The organism is Streptomyces sp. NPDC003456 (assembly GCF_042878735.1).
Taxonomy (GTDB): domain Bacteria; phylum Actinomycetota; class Actinomycetes; order Streptomycetales; family Streptomycetaceae; genus Streptomyces.
Genome location: NZ_JBIAOK010000004.1, coordinates 17,599 through 33,519, shown reverse-complemented (window position 1 = coordinate 33,519; position 15,921 = coordinate 17,599). Strand labels below are relative to the sequence as shown.

The following is a 15,921-nucleotide window of genomic DNA, read 5'->3' as shown; positions in this document are numbered from 1 at the left end:
GTCGTCGGGCCGTGCCGGGCCGCGCAGCGGGCCTACAGGCTGACGCCGACCGTGACCGGCTCGTTGACCAGCGTGATGCCGAAGGCCTCCCGCACCCCCGCCACGACCTCGCGCGCCAGGGCGAGGAGGTCCTCCGTCGTCGCACGGCCGCGGTTGGTCAGCGCCAGGGTGTGCTTCGTGGAGATGCGGGCCGGGCCCTCGCCGTAGCCCTTGGTGAAGCCGGCCTTGTCGATCAGCCAGGCCGCCGAGGTCTTGGTGCGGCCCTCACCGGCCGGGTAGGCGGGCGGCTCCACCCCGTCGCCGAGCCGGTCGCGCACCCGGGCGCGGAAGGTCTCGAAGTCGGCGTCCGTGAGGATCGGGTTGGTGAAGAAGGAGCCGGCCGACCAGGTGTCGTGGTCCTCGGGGTCGAGGACCATGCCCTTGCCGGCGCGCAGCTTGAGCACCGTCTCGCGGGCCGAGGCGAGCGGTACGCGCTCGCCGGCCTCCACACCGAGGGCCCGGGCGGTCTCGGCGTACCGCAGGGGGGCGGAGAGGCCGCCGGCGTCCTCCAGGGCGAAGCGGACGCGCAGGACCACGTAGCGCTCGGGGTCGGACTTGAAGCGGCTGTGGCGGTAGGAGAAGGCGCACTCCTCGTTGGAGAGGGTGACCGTCTCGCCGCTGCGGCGGTCGTAGGCGACGACCTCGGTGATCGTGGCGGAGACCTCCTGCCCGTACGCGCCGACGTTCTGGATGGGCGTGGCGCCGGCCGAGCCGGGGATGCCGGCCAGGCACTCGATGCCGGCCAGGCCCGCCTCGACGGTGCGGGCGACGGCGTCGGTCCACACCTCACCGGCCGCCAGTTCGAGCCGGGTGCCGTCGAGGGAGAAGCCCCGGGTGGCGATGACGAGGGCGGTGCCGTCGAAGCCCTTGTCGCCGATGACCAGGTTCGATCCGCCGCCGATGAGCAGCAGCGGGGTGCCCGTCTCGTCGGCCTCGCGGACGGCGGCGATCACGTCGTCGTCCGTCGTGGCGGTGACCAGCCGGGTCGCGGGGCCGCCCAGCCGGAAGGTGGTCAGGGGGGCGAGGGGGGCGTCGTGGAGTTCCTGCACGGGCCCAAGACTACGAGACGGCACCGGCGGCGTCGGGCACGCGTGCGTGCGGCCCCGTTCCGCGGGGAACGGGGCCGCACGCACGCGTGGTGGTCGTCAGGGCAGGCGGCGCAGCGCCTCGGGCCAGGAGACGGGCAGGTCGTCGCTGCTCGCCTGCCACGCGGTGAAGGCCGAGTCCTTCATCTGCGGAGCGAGGCCCCGGGCGGCCGGGCCGTGCGTGCCCGCGCGGGCGAAGGCGTGCAGGGCGTCCTTGGACTCCCAGGCCGACAGGGTCCAGAAGGTCCGCTTCAGCGGCTTCGCCCGCAGGGTCGCCCCGTAGGCGCCGGGGCTGCGGCGGATCTGACGCCAGATGCCGGGCGTACCGGCGAGGAACCTGAGCGCTCCCCACAGGGTGCGGGTCTCGAAGCGGGAGGCGAAGACGTACACCTCGGTGCCCGGGGGCGGGGTGGTCGGGACGGTCCAGGGAAGAGTCGGCACGGCTGCTTCTCCTTGTCGGGTCCGGTAGGGGTCAGTGGGAGGCCGTCTCCAGCACCGGCGGCTGACCGGCCGGTGCCGCCTGCGTCCCGGTGCGGCGCCGGGACGGGATGAGCAGGGCCGCGACACCCGCCACGGCGACCACCGCGGAGCCGGTGACCAGGGCGGGGCGCAGGCCGTCGACGAAGGTCTGGCCGGTCTCGTAGCCGCCCTGGGCGGCGAAGATCGACCCCATGACGGCGATGCCGAGCGCGCCGCCCACCTCGCGCAGGGCGTTGTTGGCACCGGAGGCGATGCCCTGCTCCGACGGCCGCACGCTGGACATCACCAGGTGGGAGGCGGGGGCGAAGAACAGGGCCATGCCGATGCCGCTCATGATCAGGGCGGGCAGCTGGGCGCCGTAGGAGGCGTCCGCGGTGGCCACCACGGACATGTAGGCCAGGCCCAGGGCTTGCAGGAACAGGCCGGTGGCGACGACCGGGCGGCCGCCGATGCGGTCGGCCAGGATGCCGGCGATCGGGGCGACCAGCATCGGCATGCCGGTCCAGGGCAGCATCCGCAGACCGGCCTCGGTGGGCGAGTAGCCGAGGACGCCCTGCATGTACTGGCTGAGCAGGAAGATCGAGCCGAACATGCCGAGGAACATCAGCAGGCTCGCCGCGTTGATGCCGGAGAAGGCCCGGGAGCGGAACAGCCGCATCGGCAGCATCGGATTCTTGGCCCGCGTGCTGTAGAGGACGAAGCCGACGAGCAGCGCACCGCCCGCGAACAGCCCCGTGAGGACCAGGGGCGAGGTCCAGCCGTCGGCGGGGCCGCGCACCAGGCCGTAGACGATGCCGAACAGGCCGCCGCTGGCGAGCAGGGTGCCGGGGATGTCGAGCGGGGCCCCGGTGCCGTGGGACTCGGCGAGGCGGAGGCGGGCCAGGGGCAGCAGGGCCAGGCCGAGCGGGACGTTCAGCCAGAAGATCCACTGCCAGGAGATGTGCTCGGTGAGGCTGCCGCCGACCAGCGGACCGGAGGCGACGGCAAGTCCGTTCACGGCGCCCCAGATGCCGTAGGCCATGCCGCGCTTGGCGGCGGGCACGGCCGCCGTCAGCAGGGTGAGCGTCAGCGGCATCATCACCGCGGCGCCGGCGCCCTGGACCGCGCGGGCGGCGATGAGGGAGTCGATGCCCGGTGCCATCGCGGCGGCGGCGGAGGCGCCGGTGAAGACGGTGAGGCCGACGAGGAAGAGCCGCCTGCGGCCGAAGCGGTCGCCGAGGGCCGCGCCGAACATCAGCAGGACGGCGAAGGTGAGCGTGTAGGCGCTCACGGTCCATTCCAGGTCGTGCAGTCCGCCGCCGAGGTCCTCGCGGATGGAGGGCAGGGCGGTGGTGACGACGAGGTTGTCGAGGGCCGCCATGAAGCCGGCGACGCTGGTGATGACGAGGGCCCAGCCGGCTCCCCCGCGACGTGCGGTCTGCTGTGACATCGCTCCCCCAGGAGTGTGTGCGTGTCTCTGCGTGTCTCTGCGATGATGGATTAGTTATTGATTACTAACTTCAGCGGACAGAAGAGTGCGCCGAGTGAACGCCCTCCCGCGTCAGTGGTGCAGCCGCCCCTGGGCGCGCGCCGAGGGGTACATGCCCTCCCAGACGCGGTGCTCGGGCGGGAACCCCATGGCGACCAGGCAGTTGATGAGCATCCCGTACGCCATGAACTGCGTCGTCTCGGCGGCGTCCGCCCCGAGCGGCAGATGGACGGTGTCCCACAGCCGCATCCAGCCGGCCCGCACCGACTCGCCGAACTCGTGGTCGCCCTCCTCCTCGGCGGCCTTCACGGCGACGTACATCTGCATCTGCATCAGGAGCCGCTCGGGCCGCTCCTCGATGACCTTGGTGTACGCGTTCCCCATGGCGTGCAGGGCCTCCTCGCCTTCGAGGCCCTCGGAGGCCGCCGCGAAGGTGCGGATGGTCTCCTCCACGCAGCGCTCGGCCGCCGCCAGGAAGATCGCCTTCTTGCCCGGGAACAGCCGGAAGAGGTAGGGCTGCGAGACGCCGACCCGCCGGGCGATCGCCTCGGTCGAGGTGCCGTGGTAGCCACCTCGGGCGAACTCGGTCGTCGCCGCCCGGATGACGCTCTCGCGCCGCTCTTCCGCACTCATCCTGGCCATGCATACGAAGTTAGTGCTCAATCACTAACCACGTCAAGAGATTCGGGACCGGAAACCGGCCGAGGGGCGCCTCCCGCTCGGGAAACGCCCCTCACCTGCACCTTCGTGGCCTCAGGCCAGTCGTACGACCGCCCGGGACATGCCCAGCACCTTCTGGCCGGCGCTGGTCGCCGTCAGGTCGACGCGGACCGTGTTGTCGTCGAGCTTGGCCGCGACCTTGCCGCTGACCTCGATCTCGGCACCGCGGTCGTCGTTCGGCACGACGACCGGCTTGGTGAAGCGCACGCCGTACTCGACGACCGCGCCCGGGTCGCCGGCCCAGTCGGTGACCACGCGGATCGCCTCGGCCATGGTGAACATGCCGTGCGCGATGACGTCCGGCAGGCCGACCTCCTTGGCGAACTTCTCGTTCCAGTGGATCGGGTTGAAGTCGCCGGAGGCACCCGCGTACTGCACGAGCGTGGCGCGGGTCACGGGAAAGGTCCGGGCGGGCAGCTCGGTGCCGACCTCGACGTCGGCCCAGGAGATCTTCGCCGTCATGGGATCGCTCACGCCTCCTCGGCCGCGCGGGCCACGAGCTTGGTCCAGGCCGTCACGACGTGCTCGCCGGCCTCGTCGTGGACCTCGCCGCGGATGTCCAGGATGTCGTTGCCCGCGAGGGACTTGATCGCCTCGATCGTCGAGGTGACCGTCAGCCGGTCCCCGGCGCGGACCGGGCGGCGGTAGGCGAACTTCTGGTCGCCGTGCACGACGCGGCTGTAGTCGAGGCCGAGCTGGGGGTCCTGCACGACCTCGCCCGCAGCCTTGAAGGTGATCGCGAAGACGAAGGTCGGCGGGGCGATCACGTCCGGGTGGCCGAGCGCCTTGGCGGCCTCCGCGTCCGTGTACGCCGGGTTGGCGTCCCCGACCGCCTCGGCGAACTCACCGATCTTCTCGCGGCCCACCTCGTAGGGCGCGGTGGGCGGGTACGTCCGTCCGACGAAGGACTGGTCGAGCGCCATGGCCCGGCACCTCCTGGTTGCTCTACTGACCGGTACGGGTCGTCCAACGACGCGAGGCCGTCCCCGATCACTCGGGAACGGCCTCGTGTACGAGCCTGATTTATCGCGTTTCGCGGTGCGCGGTGTGCGCGTTGCAACGCGGGCAGTGCTTCTTCATCTCAAGACGGTCCGGGTTGTTACGCCGGTTCTTCTTGGTGATGTAGTTCCGCTCCTTGCACTCCACGCAGGCCAGCGTGATCTTCGGGCGGACGTCGGTGGCAGCCACGTGAGTGCTCCTTGACGAACGGATTGATGGTATTAACGCAGGAAAGAGTAGCCGATTGAAGGACCGACCCCGCAATCGGCTACTGTCAGTAGCGGTGACCGGACTTGAACCGGTGACACAGCGATTATGAGCCGCTTGCTCTACCGACTGAGCTACACCGCTGTGATGCGATCGGGCCCCGTCTTGCGACGGGAACCTCTCACACCAGAGCCCCAAAACGGAATCGAACCGTTGACCTTCTCCTTACCATGGAGACGCTCTGCCGACTGAGCTATTGGGGCGAGCGATGAAGACATTACACGGTCGCCCGCCGTTCGCCCAAATCCGTTTCGAGGCTTCCGCCCGCTGCGCCCCGACCACCGTCCCGGCGGGCCTGCGCACGCCTCGGGCGCGAGGCGGCGCACCGCCGCGGAGGGCCGGCGCGTGACCCGCTGTGAGGCAGGGGACCGCGCCGGCGGGGCCGCGCGCGAGCCGCCGTGGCGTGCGCCGCAGGCAGCGCGAGGGGTCACCGCAGCGCGGGCCGACGGGCCGGACAACCGAGGGCCTTGCGGTGTGCGGCGGGCCGGCGGGCCGCTCCGCCGGCGGGCCGGGCGTACACCGCTGACGGGTCTGGCGTACATCCCTGAAGGGCCATGGGCCACACCGGTACGACTATTGCGCTCCTCCCCGACACGGGCGGGAGGCCGTCCTAGGCTCGTCTCACTCTGCGTGATCACGCGTCCTCCCGCGCGCAGCCCGAGCCCCTGGAGTGCGATGCCCGACAGCCGGCCGCAGCCACCCCCTCCCCCGTCCTCCTCGCCCGGCCCTGCCGGTCCTTCTCCGCTGCTGCTCTGCGGGGCGCGGCTCACCGACGGCCGGACCGTGGACGTACGGCTGGTCGGCGGGCGCATCGAGGCGGTCGGTACGGCGGGCAGCCTGGCGACGGGCGGCGGCACGCGCGCGTGCGGGGCGCGGGTGGACCTCAGCGGCTACCTGCTCCTGCCGTCCCCGGTCGAGCCGCACGCCCACGCCGACACGGCCCTGTCGGCCGACAGTGACGGCCCCGTCTCGTACGAACCGGAGGACGTCCAGCGCCGGGCCACCGAAGCCGCGTTGCTCCAGCTCGGGCACGGGGCGACGGCCGCGCGGGCGCACGTGCGCGTGGGGGACGTCCAGGGGCTGGGCTTGCTGGCGGCCGTGCTCCAGGCCCGCCGGGCGCTGCGGGGACTCGCGGAGCTGACGACCGTGGCGGTGCCCCGGGTGCTCACCGGCGTGGCCGGGGCCGACGGACTGGCGGTGCTGCGGGACGCGGTGAAGATGGGCGCCTCGGTGGTGGGCGGCCGGCCGGACCTCGACCCCGACCCGACGGGGTACGTGGAGGCGGTCCTGGAGGTCGCCTCCGAACACGGCTGCCCGGTCGACCTGCACACGGACGCCGGTGACCCGGCCCGGCTGGCCCGGCTCGCCGCGATGGCGGGCGGCCTGCGCCCCGGCGTGACCCTCAGCCCGTGCGGGGACCTGGGACGGCTGCCGTCCGAGGTGGCCTCGCGGACCGCCGACCAGCTGGCCGCGGCCGGGGTGAGCGTGGTGTGCCTGCCGCAGGGCGGGTGCGGCGGTGTCGACCGGCGGGGCGCGGCCCCGGTGCGGCTGCTGCGCGCGGCCGGGGTGCGGGTGGCCGCCGGGAGCGGCGCCCTGCGCGACGTCTCGAACCCCGTGGGACGGGGCGACCCGCTGGAGGCGGCCTACCTGCTGGCCTCGCGCTACGGGCTGTCCCCCGAGGAGGCGTACGACGCGGTGAGTTCCTCGGCGCGGGCGGTGCTGGGGCTGCCCGAGGTGCGGGTGGAGGCCGGCTTCCCGGCCGAGTTGCTGGCGGTGCGCGGGGACCGGCTGGCCGGGGCGCTCTCGCTCGCCTACAGCCGTGTGGTCGTGCACCGGGGGCGCGTGGTGGCGCGGACCAGTGCGGTGCGGGAGTACTGCAGTTCGACAGGTGCGGTGGAACTGGGTCTGCCCCGTCAGGGGCGGGGGGACGTGTCGTAGGGGCGGCATGGCGGGCCGGGGTGGGGGCGGCATGGTGGGCCGGGGTGGGGACGGCATGGCGGGCCGGGGCGGGGGCGGGGGCGGGGGCGGGGGCGGCATGGTGAGCCGGGGTGGGGGTGCGGTCAAGTCGTGCGGCGGACGGGGCCGTCCGGGCGTACGGTCGAAGGCATGCGCATTGTCATCGCTGGTGGTCATGGTCAGATCGCGTTGCGGCTGGAGCGGTTGCTCACCGCGCGCGGGGACGAGGCGGCGGGCATCATCCGCAAGGCGGAGCAGGCCGACGATCTGCGGCAGGCGGGTGCAGAACCGGTCGTGCTCGACCTGGAGTCGGCGTCCGTGGACGAGGTCGCCGAGCGGCTGCGGGGCGCCGACGCCGCGGTCTTCGCGGCGGGCGCGGGTCCCGGCAGCGGCGCGAACCGCAAGGACACGGTCGACAAGGGCGCGGCGGTCCTCTTCGCGGACGCGGCGGTGAAGGCGGGCGTGCGCCGGTTCGTCGTCGTGTCGTCGATGGGCGCCGACCCGGACCACGAGGGCGACGAGATCTTCGACGTCTACCTGCGCGCCAAGGGCGAAGCGGACGCGTACGTGCGCGGCCTGGAGGCCCTGGACTGGACGATCCTGCGGCCCGGCCGGCTCACGGACGACGCCGGCACGGGGCTGGTGCGCCTGGAGGCCCGCACGGGGCGTGGCCCCGTCCCGCGCGACGACGTGGCCGCCGTGCTCGCCGAGCTCGTCGACACCCCGGCGACCGCCGGGCTGACGCTGGAGCTGATCAGCGGGTCCGCGCCGGTGTCGGTCGCGGTCAAGTCGGTGGCCGGGAACTGACGGTTGACGGTGAGGCCCTCGCAGCGGTGAGGCGGCCCGGCTGCCGCGCCGGTGCCGCTTCATGGCTCAGGTGGGCGTGGGCGGGGCCGGCCCGCCTGAGCCGGCCCGTCAGAACAGGGGCAGCTGGCCGGGGAAGTCCGGCACCACGTAACCGTCCAGGGACGGCTGCTCAGGGCCCGGCAGGGCCACGCGGCGTGAGCCCGGGCACGAGGTGAGTTCGCCGTGCTCGCGTGCTCCCGGCGGGTCGTGGCGCGCGTACCGCCCGGCGACGACGGCGATCTCGCGGCGGCACTCGGGGCAGATTCTGCGGCGGGAGGACATGAGGCCAGTGTGCCGCGTGGTCGCGTGTCCGGGTGGTCGAGCGGGGCGCCCTGACGCCGAGGTGCCGGTTCTGGCCGGTGAGGGGTGCTGGTGTCGCCGGCGGGTGTGGCCTGCGGGGGTCGCCTGGTGGTGTCACCTGCTGGTGCCGCGGCTGAGGGTGCGTTTCCATCGGGCGCTTGCGCCAACCGCCTGTGCCGGCCGCCCGCGCGTCAGAGGCGCGCCGCGCCGAACCACCTCAGCAACTGCCGGCTCAGGCCGAGTTGGTCCTCACCGACCCAGGCCACATGTCCGTCCGGGCGCAACAGCAGGGCTGGGACGTCGAGTTCCTCGCTGACGTCGGCCACCAGGTCGACCCGGTCCGCCCAGCCGACGAGGGACAACCGGCCGCCGCCCGTCTGGTCGAGCAGCAGGCCCCGGCCCGCGTGCATCCGCTCGTAGAGGCGGCCACTCGCCAGCCGAAGGTCCCGCAGCCGCCGCCCGAGGAGTTCGTGGCCCGCGCCGAGGTCGTAGCGGACGGAGACGGCCGTGACCTTCTCGATCAGGTGCCGGTTCACCACCTCGAAGTCCAGCAGTTCCGCCAGCAACCGCCGCACGGCCTGCGCCCCCGGCTCGGGCGCCAGCAACTGCATCTGCGCGCGTGTGTTGTCCAGCACGGCGGCGGCCACGGGGTGGCGTTCGGAGTGGTAGCTGTCGAGCAGTCCTTCGGGGGCCCAGCCGTGCACCTCCGCGGCCAGTTTCCAGCCGAGGTTGAAGGCGTCTTGCAGGCCGAGGTTGAGGCCCTGGCCGCCGGTCGGCGGATGGATGTGCGCTGCATCGCCGGCCAGCAGGACGCAGCCGGTGCGGTACTGCTCGACCAGCCGGGTCGCGTCACCGAAGCGGGAGAGCCAGCGCGGCGAGTGCGCGCCGAAGTCGGTGCCGGCGTAAGCCCGCAACTGCTTCCTGAACTCGTCCAGGGTCGGCGCGACCGTACGGTCCTCCGCCACTCCCTCCGCCGGCACGATGACCCGGTACGTCCCCGCCCCGAGCGGCATGGCACCGAACCGGAACTGCGTCTTACGGACCTCGGCCGTCACCGCCGCCAGCTCCTGAGGCGACGCCGTCAGCTCCATCTCGCCCAGCAGCGTCTCGGTCCGGCTGGGCTCACCGGGGAAGCCGACGCCGAGCAGCCTGCGCACGGTACTGCGGCCGCCGTCGCAGCCCACGAGGTAGCGCGAACGCAGCCGTGTGCCGTCGGACAGTTCGGCGGTCACACCGTCCTCGTCGTGGCTCAGCCCGGCCAGCGCGCAGGCGCGGCGGATCTCGGCTCCGGCGTCGGCGGCGTGCTCGGCCAGCAACCGCTCGGTGACCGTCTGCGGGATGCCGAGCATGTAGCCGTGCGCGGTGTCGAGGCTCTCCGGCCAGGGCTTGGTCAGACCGGCGAAGGTCCCGCCGTTCTCGATCCTCTTGCCCAGAGAGAGAAAACGCTCCAGCAGTCCGCGCTGGTCCAGGATCTCGATGCTGCGTACGTGGAGGCCGAGCGCTCGGGCCTGCCCGGTCGGCTCGGCCAGCTTCTCCAGCACGACGACGTTCAGCCCGTGCAGCCGCAGCTCCCCGGCCAGCATCATGCCGGTCGGACCTCCGCCAGCGACGATCACATCGAGCACGCGAACCCCCGTTTTCCGCCCGTTCCTGCTCCGGGCCGAGGATTCTCCGCCACGACGGGGGCCTTGCCGCAAGAGCCCCCTGCCGCTATACGTTGAGAGTGGCGAGGAGTAAGACTCCTCGCCTTTTCTTGTGCCTGTCGCTCCGCGGGCGGTGGCAGGGGGCAGGCGGCAGATGCTGCAGGGTCCCAGAGGCGGGACGCAGAGCTGCGGTATGCGCAGCGCCGGACATCGGCGAGGTGCCGTAACTGCCGTCCGGGGCCACCGTCCAACCCGTCGGCGGGGACGGGCGGACGGTGGGCGTTTCGCGGGGCTCCGCGACAGGTGTGCCACGTCTCCTCACGGGACTCGCAGGCGCTCCTCACGGATCCAAGGGCGTCCGGTCGCGGCACTTCCCAGCACAGGGGACGCGACGCGAACCCGGTGGGGCTAGCCGCAGGTGCCCTCGATGGCCCAAGCGTTGTCGATCTCGTCGGTCGAGCCGAGATGGGTCTCGCCCGGGGGGACACACCTCTTGATGTCGGTCGGCCACCAGTCGATGTCGACCTGGATCTTGACCCAGCCGCTGCCGCAGTGGCCGTAGTACGCGTCTGTCTGCGTCTCGTAGTAGCCGCAGGCCTTGACCCCCATCTCTGCGGGGGGTTGCCCCTCAGGCGCAGCATGGGCACTCCCGGAGAGCGCCGAGCCCGCGAGGAGTACGGCGCTGAACGCGGTCGCGGCGAGACGGAGCTTGCTGGCGGTTTTCTGCATGGAAAGGTTCCTCACTTGTGTGAGTCGACGGAAGGAGGTGACTTCGGCTGGTGGAAGGCGCCCTTGCCTGCGGCCGGCTGTCGGCGCACGAGGCGCAAGGCGGCACTCGCGCCGCCCGGCTCACGGAGCGAGGCCCGGGCCGCCGGGGCAGCGCTCAAACACTCACACGGCGGTGTCAGTGCTGTCAGCACCTGGGGCCACGCACGATCCCTGCCCGTCGATAAGGTCGGCCTTATGACTGCAGGCAGGCGGGTGGGCGGGGGCTGACACCCGTTCAGGCGCTGCACAGTCAGCGGGACCGAGCCATCACCAGCTTCGCGCTCCGGCAGCCTCGGCCGTCCCGACGGCCTGCTGAACTTGCCCGGCCGATCAAGTGAGCAGCCCGTCCGGGTCGTTGACGTGGGCACGGGGCGAGGGGCCCCTCAGACCGGCAGAGTTCGACCGCTGCACCGTGACGGGTTGCCGCACACGGCGCAGCGGATCGGGACGCAGCAGCCCCTCTGTCTCAAGTGGCTCAAGTTCAACCCAGTCCGCAGCGATCGAGTGCCGCACGAACCCGGTTGAGGCCCTCCACTCTCCAGTGATCCCGGTCGGGCATGTGGTCGTCTCGGCGCCAGCGCCAGGCGGAGAACATCGCCCAGTTCAGGGCGCGGCACCGGTGGATCAGGTCGTGGTCAGCCCCCGCATAGTGCTTTCCGACGTCTTCGGGCGCATGGGCGAGGTCGAACTCGACCGGCCCGCGGCAGCAGGTGGCGAGGTCTACGAAAAGCGGCCCTCTTCTCGTGTTCAGGAGGTTGCCCGGGTGAGGCTCCCCGTGCAACAGCTGGTCGCCGACTTTGTCGATGCTGATCGCGGTGCTCAGTCCACTGAGCGTGTCGCTGAGGAGTGCCCGGTCAGGATCGGGCAGCTCGGGAGACTGCTCCCGGTCGTTCACCTCTCTCAGTGCCACGGCGACTCGATCGGTGAAATGCGGTGCGTGCAGATCGATCTGCCGCAGGGCGGCGTGGTGCCGCAAGAGCACGTCTGCATAGTCGGCTGGCGCGATCCCTGATCCCACCGGTGGGTAGTAGGTCCACAGCGAGATGGCGAAGGCATCACGCACATGGACTCGGGGCTCGACTCGACGCTCGAGCTCAGCCACCGGCGCATCAACGTCGGCGAGACGGCGAGCAACCTCTACTTCGAACTCGGAATCAGCCAGCTGCCCCCACGGTGCGACCCGAGCCAGAACATCACAGGGGACCAGGCGCAGCGCGGCGCGGTCCGAGTTGTGGATGACGAGCGCATCGTCGACCTGAAGGCCCAGCTCCGAAGCAGTCGCCCGCCCTGCCTCAACTGCGTGGTGGAGTTCTAATGGCTCCATACCGTTCTCCCTCATCATTGAGTCGCACATGTCTGGCGACAGCAGCGATGCCCCTGATGTCTTCGTAGCGGAGCATCAACCGGCTCAAACAGTCCCGCGCGGCCGCCACCCGCTTCGACAAGCGCGGCTACGTCTACCTCGGCACCACCACAGCGGCAGCCCTGGTCATCTGGCTCCGACATGATCGGCCGGACAAGTCCTAGAGGAGACCGGCTGCGCAGAGATGCGAGCGAAAGCCCGGAAGGACGCACTGAGCGAGACGGGACTGGCCTCGCTGCTCGTCAAGCCGCCCCTACGACACTGGTGGCGAGTGGCCTCACCTGGGCGTATACGATCCCCGACCATGAAGCGTTCGGTGATCGCGCTGGTCAGCGCAGGAGCAGTCACGCTCGCCTTGGGCGGCTATGCCGTCGGGGCGACGCGACACGACGGCGCGTCCGAGCGGTCTGCGACATGCCAGCAGGCTAACGAGGACTTCGAAAAGCGGGCTGGCCAGTTCCGGAAGCACAAGCAGCGGGAGTACCGCGATGCCGACTACGCCGACTCCGTGAGTGCAAGTTGGGCGGTGGAGTCGACCAAGGTGAAGATCCTCAGCTTGATGGTGGTGCAGAATCCGACCTGTTTCGGTGCAGGGACGCGTGCGACAGCGGCGTATCTGCAGCAACACCGAACTGAGGGCGAGCAGGATGCTGCCGCGTGTGAACTTGCCGCCGTCCCCTCCGAGTACTGCACGATCGCGGTCGACTGAAGTCGGCGCGCGCCTACTGCACCCGTTCAGCCGGAGGACAGCTGAAGAATGCGCGCTGGTGGCGGAGGCCAGACAGCTGCTCGCAGCCTGGCTGATCACGACGCCAGCCCTCTGGGCGGTGTGCCAGCTCACTGGGGAGCGCGAGAGTATCGCCTTTTGTGCTGTTCTTGCCGTCTGGGTGACCGCGTGCGGTGAGCTCGCGCCCAAGTGGCATCAGTACCGCCGATCAAGGAAGCAGGCGCGGAACGCCGCCGCATGATCAAGCTCACGTCGTGTGCCACGGTCGTGCCAAGACGGGCGGGGAACAGCGGGGAGCGCGGACACTGGCGTAAGCCGGAAACGAGAACGGCCCCTGACCAAACTTGCTGGTCAGGGGCCGATTCCCTTTAGGGTGGCGGCGCCAGGATTCGAACCTGGGAAGGCGAAGCCGGCAGATTTACAGTCTGCTCCCTTTGGCCGCTCGGGCACACCGCCGGGGGTTGCTGCCCGTCGAGCCGCTTTCCGCGGCGCTCCGTGGCAACGACGTAAACAATACCCGATGTGGAGGGGTGCTTCGCCACCCGATTGATCTGCGCTCGGAGGGCGGGGGGTGGCTAGGCTTGTCCGGATGCGGCCCGGGACCCGGACGGGTCCTGCCGCCACCCCCACACACGCCGTACGCACGACACGCACCCCGATACAAGGAGCCACAGGACATGGCCGACTCCAGTTTCGACATCGTCTCGAAGGTCGAGCGGCAGGAGGTCGACAACGCACTCAACCAGACCGCCAAGGAGATCTCGCAGCGCTACGACTTCAAGGGCGTGGGTGCCTCGATCTCGTGGTCCGGCGAGAAGATCCTCATGGAGGCGAACTCCGAGGACCGGGTGAAGGCCATCCTCGACGTCTTCCAGTCCAAGCTGATCAAGCGGGGCATCTCGCTCAAGGCCCTGGACGCGGGCGAGCCCCAGCTCTCCGGCAAGGAGTACAAGATCTTCGCGTCGATCACGGAGGGCATCTCCCAGGAGAACGCGAAGAAGGTCGCGAAGACCATCCGTGACGAGGGCCCCAAGGGCGTCAAGGCGCAGGTGCAGGGCGAGGAGCTGCGGGTCAGCTCCAAGAGCCGTGACGACCTGCAGGCCGTCATCACCCTGCTGAAGGGCAAGGACTTCGACTTCGCGCTGCAGTTCGTGAACTACCGGTAGGCCTCCGACCTGATGGCCTTGCGGCCTTCCGGTCTCCCGGTCTTCCGGTCTCCGCCCCCGGTTCGGTCGTCGTTCGTTCGTCCGGCCCGGGTGGACATGAGCAAGGGTGGGCGTCTGCCGGGCGCCCGCCCTTCTTGTTGTGCCCGACGGCGCTCGCCCCGCCCCCCGTCGGGCTGGGTGGGCGCCCGCGCGGGTCAGTCCCGGGAGTGGCCGAACAAGAGACGGTAGGCGATGAGCAGCACCAGCGACCCGCCGATCGCCGCGGCCCAGGTCGTGCCGTCGTAGAAGTCCTTGGTGATCGGGTGGTCCATCCAGCGGGCCGATATCCAGCCCCCGATGAACGCGCCCGCTATGCCGATCAGGGTCGTGCCGATGAGACCGCCCGGGTCGCGGCCCGGCAGCAGGAACTTCGCGATGGCTCCGGCCAACAGTCCCAGGATGATCCAGCTGACGATGGTCATGCCGTGAACCTGCCCTTTCACGCTGTGCCCGTACGGCCTCGGACCGGTGATCCTGTTCCCGGCGGGCCGGGGTCGCGGGTGGTGCCACGGGCGTCCCACCCGCGTCGTCGTCGGCGCGCCTGGTCGTCCCGTCTTGGTGGGGAGGACGTCCGAGGGACATCCACCGGTTGCGTCGCTCAGTTGCGTCGATCAGTAGGGTGCGATGCGTGACAGCCTCCGGTTCAGAACTGCGCCGCACCCTGGGTGTGGGCGACGCCGTCGTGGTCGGGCTCGGTTCGATGGTGGGTGCGGGGATCTTCGCCGCACTGGCGCCGGCGGCCCGCGCGGCCGGATCGGGCCTGCTCCTCGGGCTCGCCGTCGCCGCGGTGGTCGCCTACTGCAACGCCATGTCGTCGGCTCGCCTCGCCGCCCGGTACCCGGCGTCCGGTGGCACGTACGTGTACGGGCGCGAGCGGCTCGGGGAGTTCTGGGGGTACCTCGCGGGCTGGTCGTTCGTGGTCGGGAAGACGGCCTCCTGTGCGGCCATGGCGCTCACCGTGGGGGCGTACGTCTGGCCGGAGCAGGCGCACGCGGTGGCCGTCGCGGCCGTGGTGGCGCTGACCGCGGTGAACTACGGCGGTGTGCAGAAGTCCGCGTGGCTCACCCGGGTGATCGTCGCGGTGGTCCTGGGTGTCCTCGCCTCCGTGGTGGTCGTGTGCCTGCTGTCGGGTGAGTCCGACGCCGGGCGGCTCGACATCGGGGCGTCGGGCGGGGCCGACGGTGTGCTGCAGGCGGCCGGGCTGCTGTTCTTCGCGTTCGCGGGGTACGCCCGGATCGCGACCCTGGGCGAGGAGGTCCGCGACCCGGCTCGGACGATCCCGCGGGCGATTCCGCTGGCCCTGGGCATCGCGCTGGTCGTGTACGTCTGCGTGGCGGTGGCTGTCCTTTCGGTGCTGGGGTCCGGCGGGCTGGGGAGCGCGACGGCGCCGCTGGCGGACGCGGTGCGGGCCGCCGGGGTGCCCGGGCTCGCGCCGGTGGTGCGGGTCGGGGCCGCCGTGGCCGCGCTGGGTTCCCTGCTCGCGCTGATCCTGGGGGTGTCCAGGACGACACTGGCCATGGCCAGGGACCGGCATCTGCCGGGTGCGCTGGCCGCGGTGCATCCTCGGTTCCGGGTGCCGCACCGGGCCGAGTTGGCGGTGGGCACGGTGGTCGCAGTCCTGGCCGCCACGGTGGACGTCCGGGGCGCCATCGGGTTCTCCTCCTTCGGTGTGCTGGCGTACTACGCCGTGGCCAACGCCTCGGCGTGGACGCTCGATGCGTCGCCGGTGGCACGGCTGGTGCCGGTGGTCGGGCTGGTCGGGTGCGTGGTGCTGGCGTTCGCACTGCCCGGCGTGTCCGTGGCCGTGGGCACGGTGGTGCTGGCGGTGGGGGCCGCCGCGTACGGGGTGCGGCGACGGTGGGGCGGGAGCGGCTCCGTGCCCGGGGCTGCGGGCGGGGGCGGTTGAGCCGGTAGCGGTCGTCGCGCCGATGGGGCGTGGTGGATCGCGGAGCGCAGCGTCGTCGGGGATGAGTAGGGCTGAGCCGTGGGGGCGCTGCCGGGCCGCGAGAGCGGTGCCCGCGGGTCGCGGACAGAGGACGGCGGCCCGCTATCTGG

17 protein-coding genes and 3 tRNA genes are annotated in these 15,921 nt (G+C 71.5%); 5 read left to right on the top strand and 15 right to left on the bottom strand.

The window, feature by feature from the left end; all coding sequences use genetic code 11:
- Positions 1-32: 32 nt before the first annotated feature.
- The 9 genes from ACFYWG_RS16315 to ACFYWG_RS16275 all read right to left on the bottom strand — a co-directional run bounded on the left by ACFYWG_RS16315 (position 33) and on the right by ACFYWG_RS16275 (position 5,261).
- The gene (locus tag ACFYWG_RS16315) at positions 33-1,088 is read right to left on the bottom strand and encodes a UDP-N-acetylmuramate dehydrogenase (RefSeq protein ID WP_376329399.1); all 1,056 of its coding nucleotides are present in this window, start codon (positions 1,086-1,088) and stop codon (positions 33-35) included.
- A gap of 96 nt (positions 1,089-1,184) precedes the next feature.
- Positions 1,185-1,565, bottom strand: coding sequence for a DUF3291 domain-containing protein (locus ACFYWG_RS16310; RefSeq protein ID WP_383511339.1), 381 nt, complete (start codon positions 1,563-1,565; stop codon positions 1,185-1,187).
- Between the two features lie 31 nt (positions 1,566-1,596).
- The gene (locus ACFYWG_RS16305) at positions 1,597-3,033 is read right to left on the bottom strand and encodes an MFS transporter (RefSeq protein WP_383511341.1); all 1,437 of its coding nucleotides are present in this window, start codon (positions 3,031-3,033) and stop codon (positions 1,597-1,599) included.
- Positions 3,034-3,144: 111 nt separating this feature from the next.
- Positions 3,145-3,714, bottom strand: coding sequence for a TetR/AcrR family transcriptional regulator (locus ACFYWG_RS16300; protein WP_383511343.1), 570 nt, complete (start codon positions 3,712-3,714; stop codon positions 3,145-3,147).
- A gap of 111 nt (positions 3,715-3,825) precedes the next feature.
- Entirely contained in the window at positions 3,826-4,254 is a 429-nt protein-coding gene (locus ACFYWG_RS16295) for a MaoC family dehydratase (RefSeq protein ID WP_383511351.1), read from the bottom strand.
- Positions 4,255-4,262: 8 nt separating this feature from the next.
- Positions 4,263-4,715, bottom strand: a complete 453-nt coding sequence (locus tag ACFYWG_RS16290) for a MaoC family dehydratase N-terminal domain-containing protein (RefSeq protein WP_389201875.1) — start codon at positions 4,713-4,715, stop codon at positions 4,263-4,265.
- Between the two features lie 100 nt (positions 4,716-4,815).
- Entirely contained in the window at positions 4,816-4,980 is a 165-nt protein-coding gene (gene rpmG, locus ACFYWG_RS16285; RefSeq protein WP_003948671.1) for a 50S ribosomal protein L33, read from the bottom strand.
- Between the two features lie 89 nt (positions 4,981-5,069).
- Positions 5,070-5,142, bottom strand: a tRNA-Met gene (locus ACFYWG_RS16280).
- Positions 5,143-5,188: 46 nt separating this feature from the next.
- Positions 5,189-5,261: transfer RNA gene (locus tag ACFYWG_RS16275), tRNA-Thr, on the bottom strand.
- A gap of 472 nt (positions 5,262-5,733) precedes the next feature.
- On the opposite strand from ACFYWG_RS16275, the gene ACFYWG_RS16270 reads away from it, so the two are divergent.
- The gene (locus tag ACFYWG_RS16270) at positions 5,734-6,996 is read left to right on the top strand and encodes an amidohydrolase family protein (RefSeq protein ID WP_389201873.1); all 1,263 of its coding nucleotides are present in this window, start codon (positions 5,734-5,736) and stop codon (positions 6,994-6,996) included.
- Between the two features lie 168 nt (positions 6,997-7,164).
- On the top strand, positions 7,165-7,821 hold the full coding sequence (locus ACFYWG_RS16265) for an SDR family oxidoreductase (protein ID WP_389201871.1): 657 nt from the start codon (positions 7,165-7,167) through the stop codon (positions 7,819-7,821).
- Between the two features lie 108 nt (positions 7,822-7,929).
- On the opposite strand, the gene ACFYWG_RS16260 is transcribed toward ACFYWG_RS16265, so the two are convergent.
- The 4 genes from ACFYWG_RS16260 to ACFYWG_RS16245 form a co-directional block, all read right to left on the bottom strand.
- Positions 7,930-8,142, bottom strand: a complete 213-nt coding sequence (locus ACFYWG_RS16260) for a hypothetical protein (protein ID WP_376329200.1) — start codon at positions 8,140-8,142, stop codon at positions 7,930-7,932.
- A gap of 209 nt (positions 8,143-8,351) precedes the next feature.
- Positions 8,352-9,785, bottom strand: coding sequence for a rifampin monooxygenase (gene rox, locus ACFYWG_RS16255; protein WP_389201868.1), 1,434 nt, complete (start codon positions 9,783-9,785; stop codon positions 8,352-8,354).
- Positions 9,786-10,211: 426 nt separating this feature from the next.
- Entirely contained in the window at positions 10,212-10,412 is a 201-nt protein-coding gene (locus tag ACFYWG_RS16250; protein ID WP_385419738.1) for a DUF6355 family natural product biosynthesis protein, read from the bottom strand.
- Between the two features lie 640 nt (positions 10,413-11,052).
- Positions 11,053-11,895, bottom strand: a complete 843-nt coding sequence (locus ACFYWG_RS16245; protein ID WP_383509572.1) for a phosphotransferase — start codon at positions 11,893-11,895, stop codon at positions 11,053-11,055.
- Positions 11,896-12,238: 343 nt separating this feature from the next.
- On the opposite strand from ACFYWG_RS16245, the gene ACFYWG_RS16240 reads away from it, so the two are divergent.
- Positions 12,239-12,643, top strand: a complete 405-nt coding sequence (locus ACFYWG_RS16240) for a hypothetical protein (protein ID WP_389201865.1) — start codon at positions 12,239-12,241, stop codon at positions 12,641-12,643.
- A gap of 392 nt (positions 12,644-13,035) precedes the next feature.
- Here the strand turns inward: ACFYWG_RS16240 and ACFYWG_RS16235 are convergent.
- A tRNA-Tyr gene (locus ACFYWG_RS16235) sits at positions 13,036-13,117 on the bottom strand.
- Positions 13,118-13,338: 221 nt separating this feature from the next.
- Between ACFYWG_RS16235 and ACFYWG_RS16230 the strand changes: the two genes are divergently transcribed.
- Positions 13,339-13,827, top strand: coding sequence for a YajQ family cyclic di-GMP-binding protein (locus ACFYWG_RS16230; RefSeq protein WP_383509850.1), 489 nt, complete (start codon positions 13,339-13,341; stop codon positions 13,825-13,827).
- A 194-nt stretch (positions 13,828-14,021) separates the two neighbouring features.
- Here the strand turns inward: ACFYWG_RS16230 and ACFYWG_RS16225 are convergent, their stop codons facing one another.
- A complete protein-coding gene (locus ACFYWG_RS16225) occupies positions 14,022-14,288 on the bottom strand; it encodes a GlsB/YeaQ/YmgE family stress response membrane protein (RefSeq protein WP_376329182.1) in 267 nt (88 codons plus the stop codon).
- A gap of 206 nt (positions 14,289-14,494) precedes the next feature.
- Here ACFYWG_RS16225 and ACFYWG_RS16220 point away from each other — a divergent pair, with 206 nt between their 5' ends.
- Complete coding sequence (locus ACFYWG_RS16220; RefSeq protein ID WP_389201861.1) at positions 14,495-15,772, top strand: APC family permease; 1,278 nt, start codon at positions 14,495-14,497, stop codon at positions 15,770-15,772.
- The last annotated feature ends 149 nt before the right edge of the window (positions 15,773-15,921 follow it).

Coding starts and splice junctions, on each gene's coding strand:
- ACFYWG_RS16305 (WP_383511341.1), bottom strand. CDS start 3,033: ATGTCACAGCAGACCGCACGTCGCGGGGGAGCCGGCTGGGCCCTCGTC.
- ACFYWG_RS16300 (WP_383511343.1), bottom strand. CDS start 3,714: ATGGCCAGGATGAGTGCGGAAGAGCGGCGCGAGAGCGTCATCCGGGCG.
- ACFYWG_RS16295 (WP_383511351.1), bottom strand. CDS start 4,254: ATGACGGCGAAGATCTCCTGGGCCGACGTCGAGGTCGGCACCGAGCTG.
- ACFYWG_RS16290 (WP_389201875.1), bottom strand. CDS start 4,715: ATGGCGCTCGACCAGTCCTTCGTCGGACGGACGTACCCGCCCACCGCG.
- ACFYWG_RS16270 (WP_389201873.1), top strand. CDS start 5,734: ATGCCCGACAGCCGGCCGCAGCCACCCCCTCCCCCGTCCTCCTCGCCC.
- ACFYWG_RS16265 (WP_389201871.1), top strand. CDS start 7,165: ATGCGCATTGTCATCGCTGGTGGTCATGGTCAGATCGCGTTGCGGCTG.
- ACFYWG_RS16260 (WP_376329200.1), bottom strand. CDS start 8,142: ATGTCCTCCCGCCGCAGAATCTGCCCCGAGTGCCGCCGCGAGATCGCC.
- ACFYWG_RS16250 (WP_385419738.1), bottom strand. CDS start 10,412: ATGGGGGTCAAGGCCTGCGGCTACTACGAGACGCAGACAGACGCGTAC.
- ACFYWG_RS16245 (WP_383509572.1), bottom strand. CDS start 11,895: ATGGAGCCATTAGAACTCCACCACGCAGTTGAGGCAGGGCGGGCGACT.
- ACFYWG_RS16240 (WP_389201865.1), top strand. CDS start 12,239: ATGAAGCGTTCGGTGATCGCGCTGGTCAGCGCAGGAGCAGTCACGCTC.
- ACFYWG_RS16230 (WP_383509850.1), top strand. CDS start 13,339: ATGGCCGACTCCAGTTTCGACATCGTCTCGAAGGTCGAGCGGCAGGAG.
- ACFYWG_RS16225 (WP_376329182.1), bottom strand. CDS start 14,288: ATGACCATCGTCAGCTGGATCATCCTGGGACTGTTGGCCGGAGCCATC.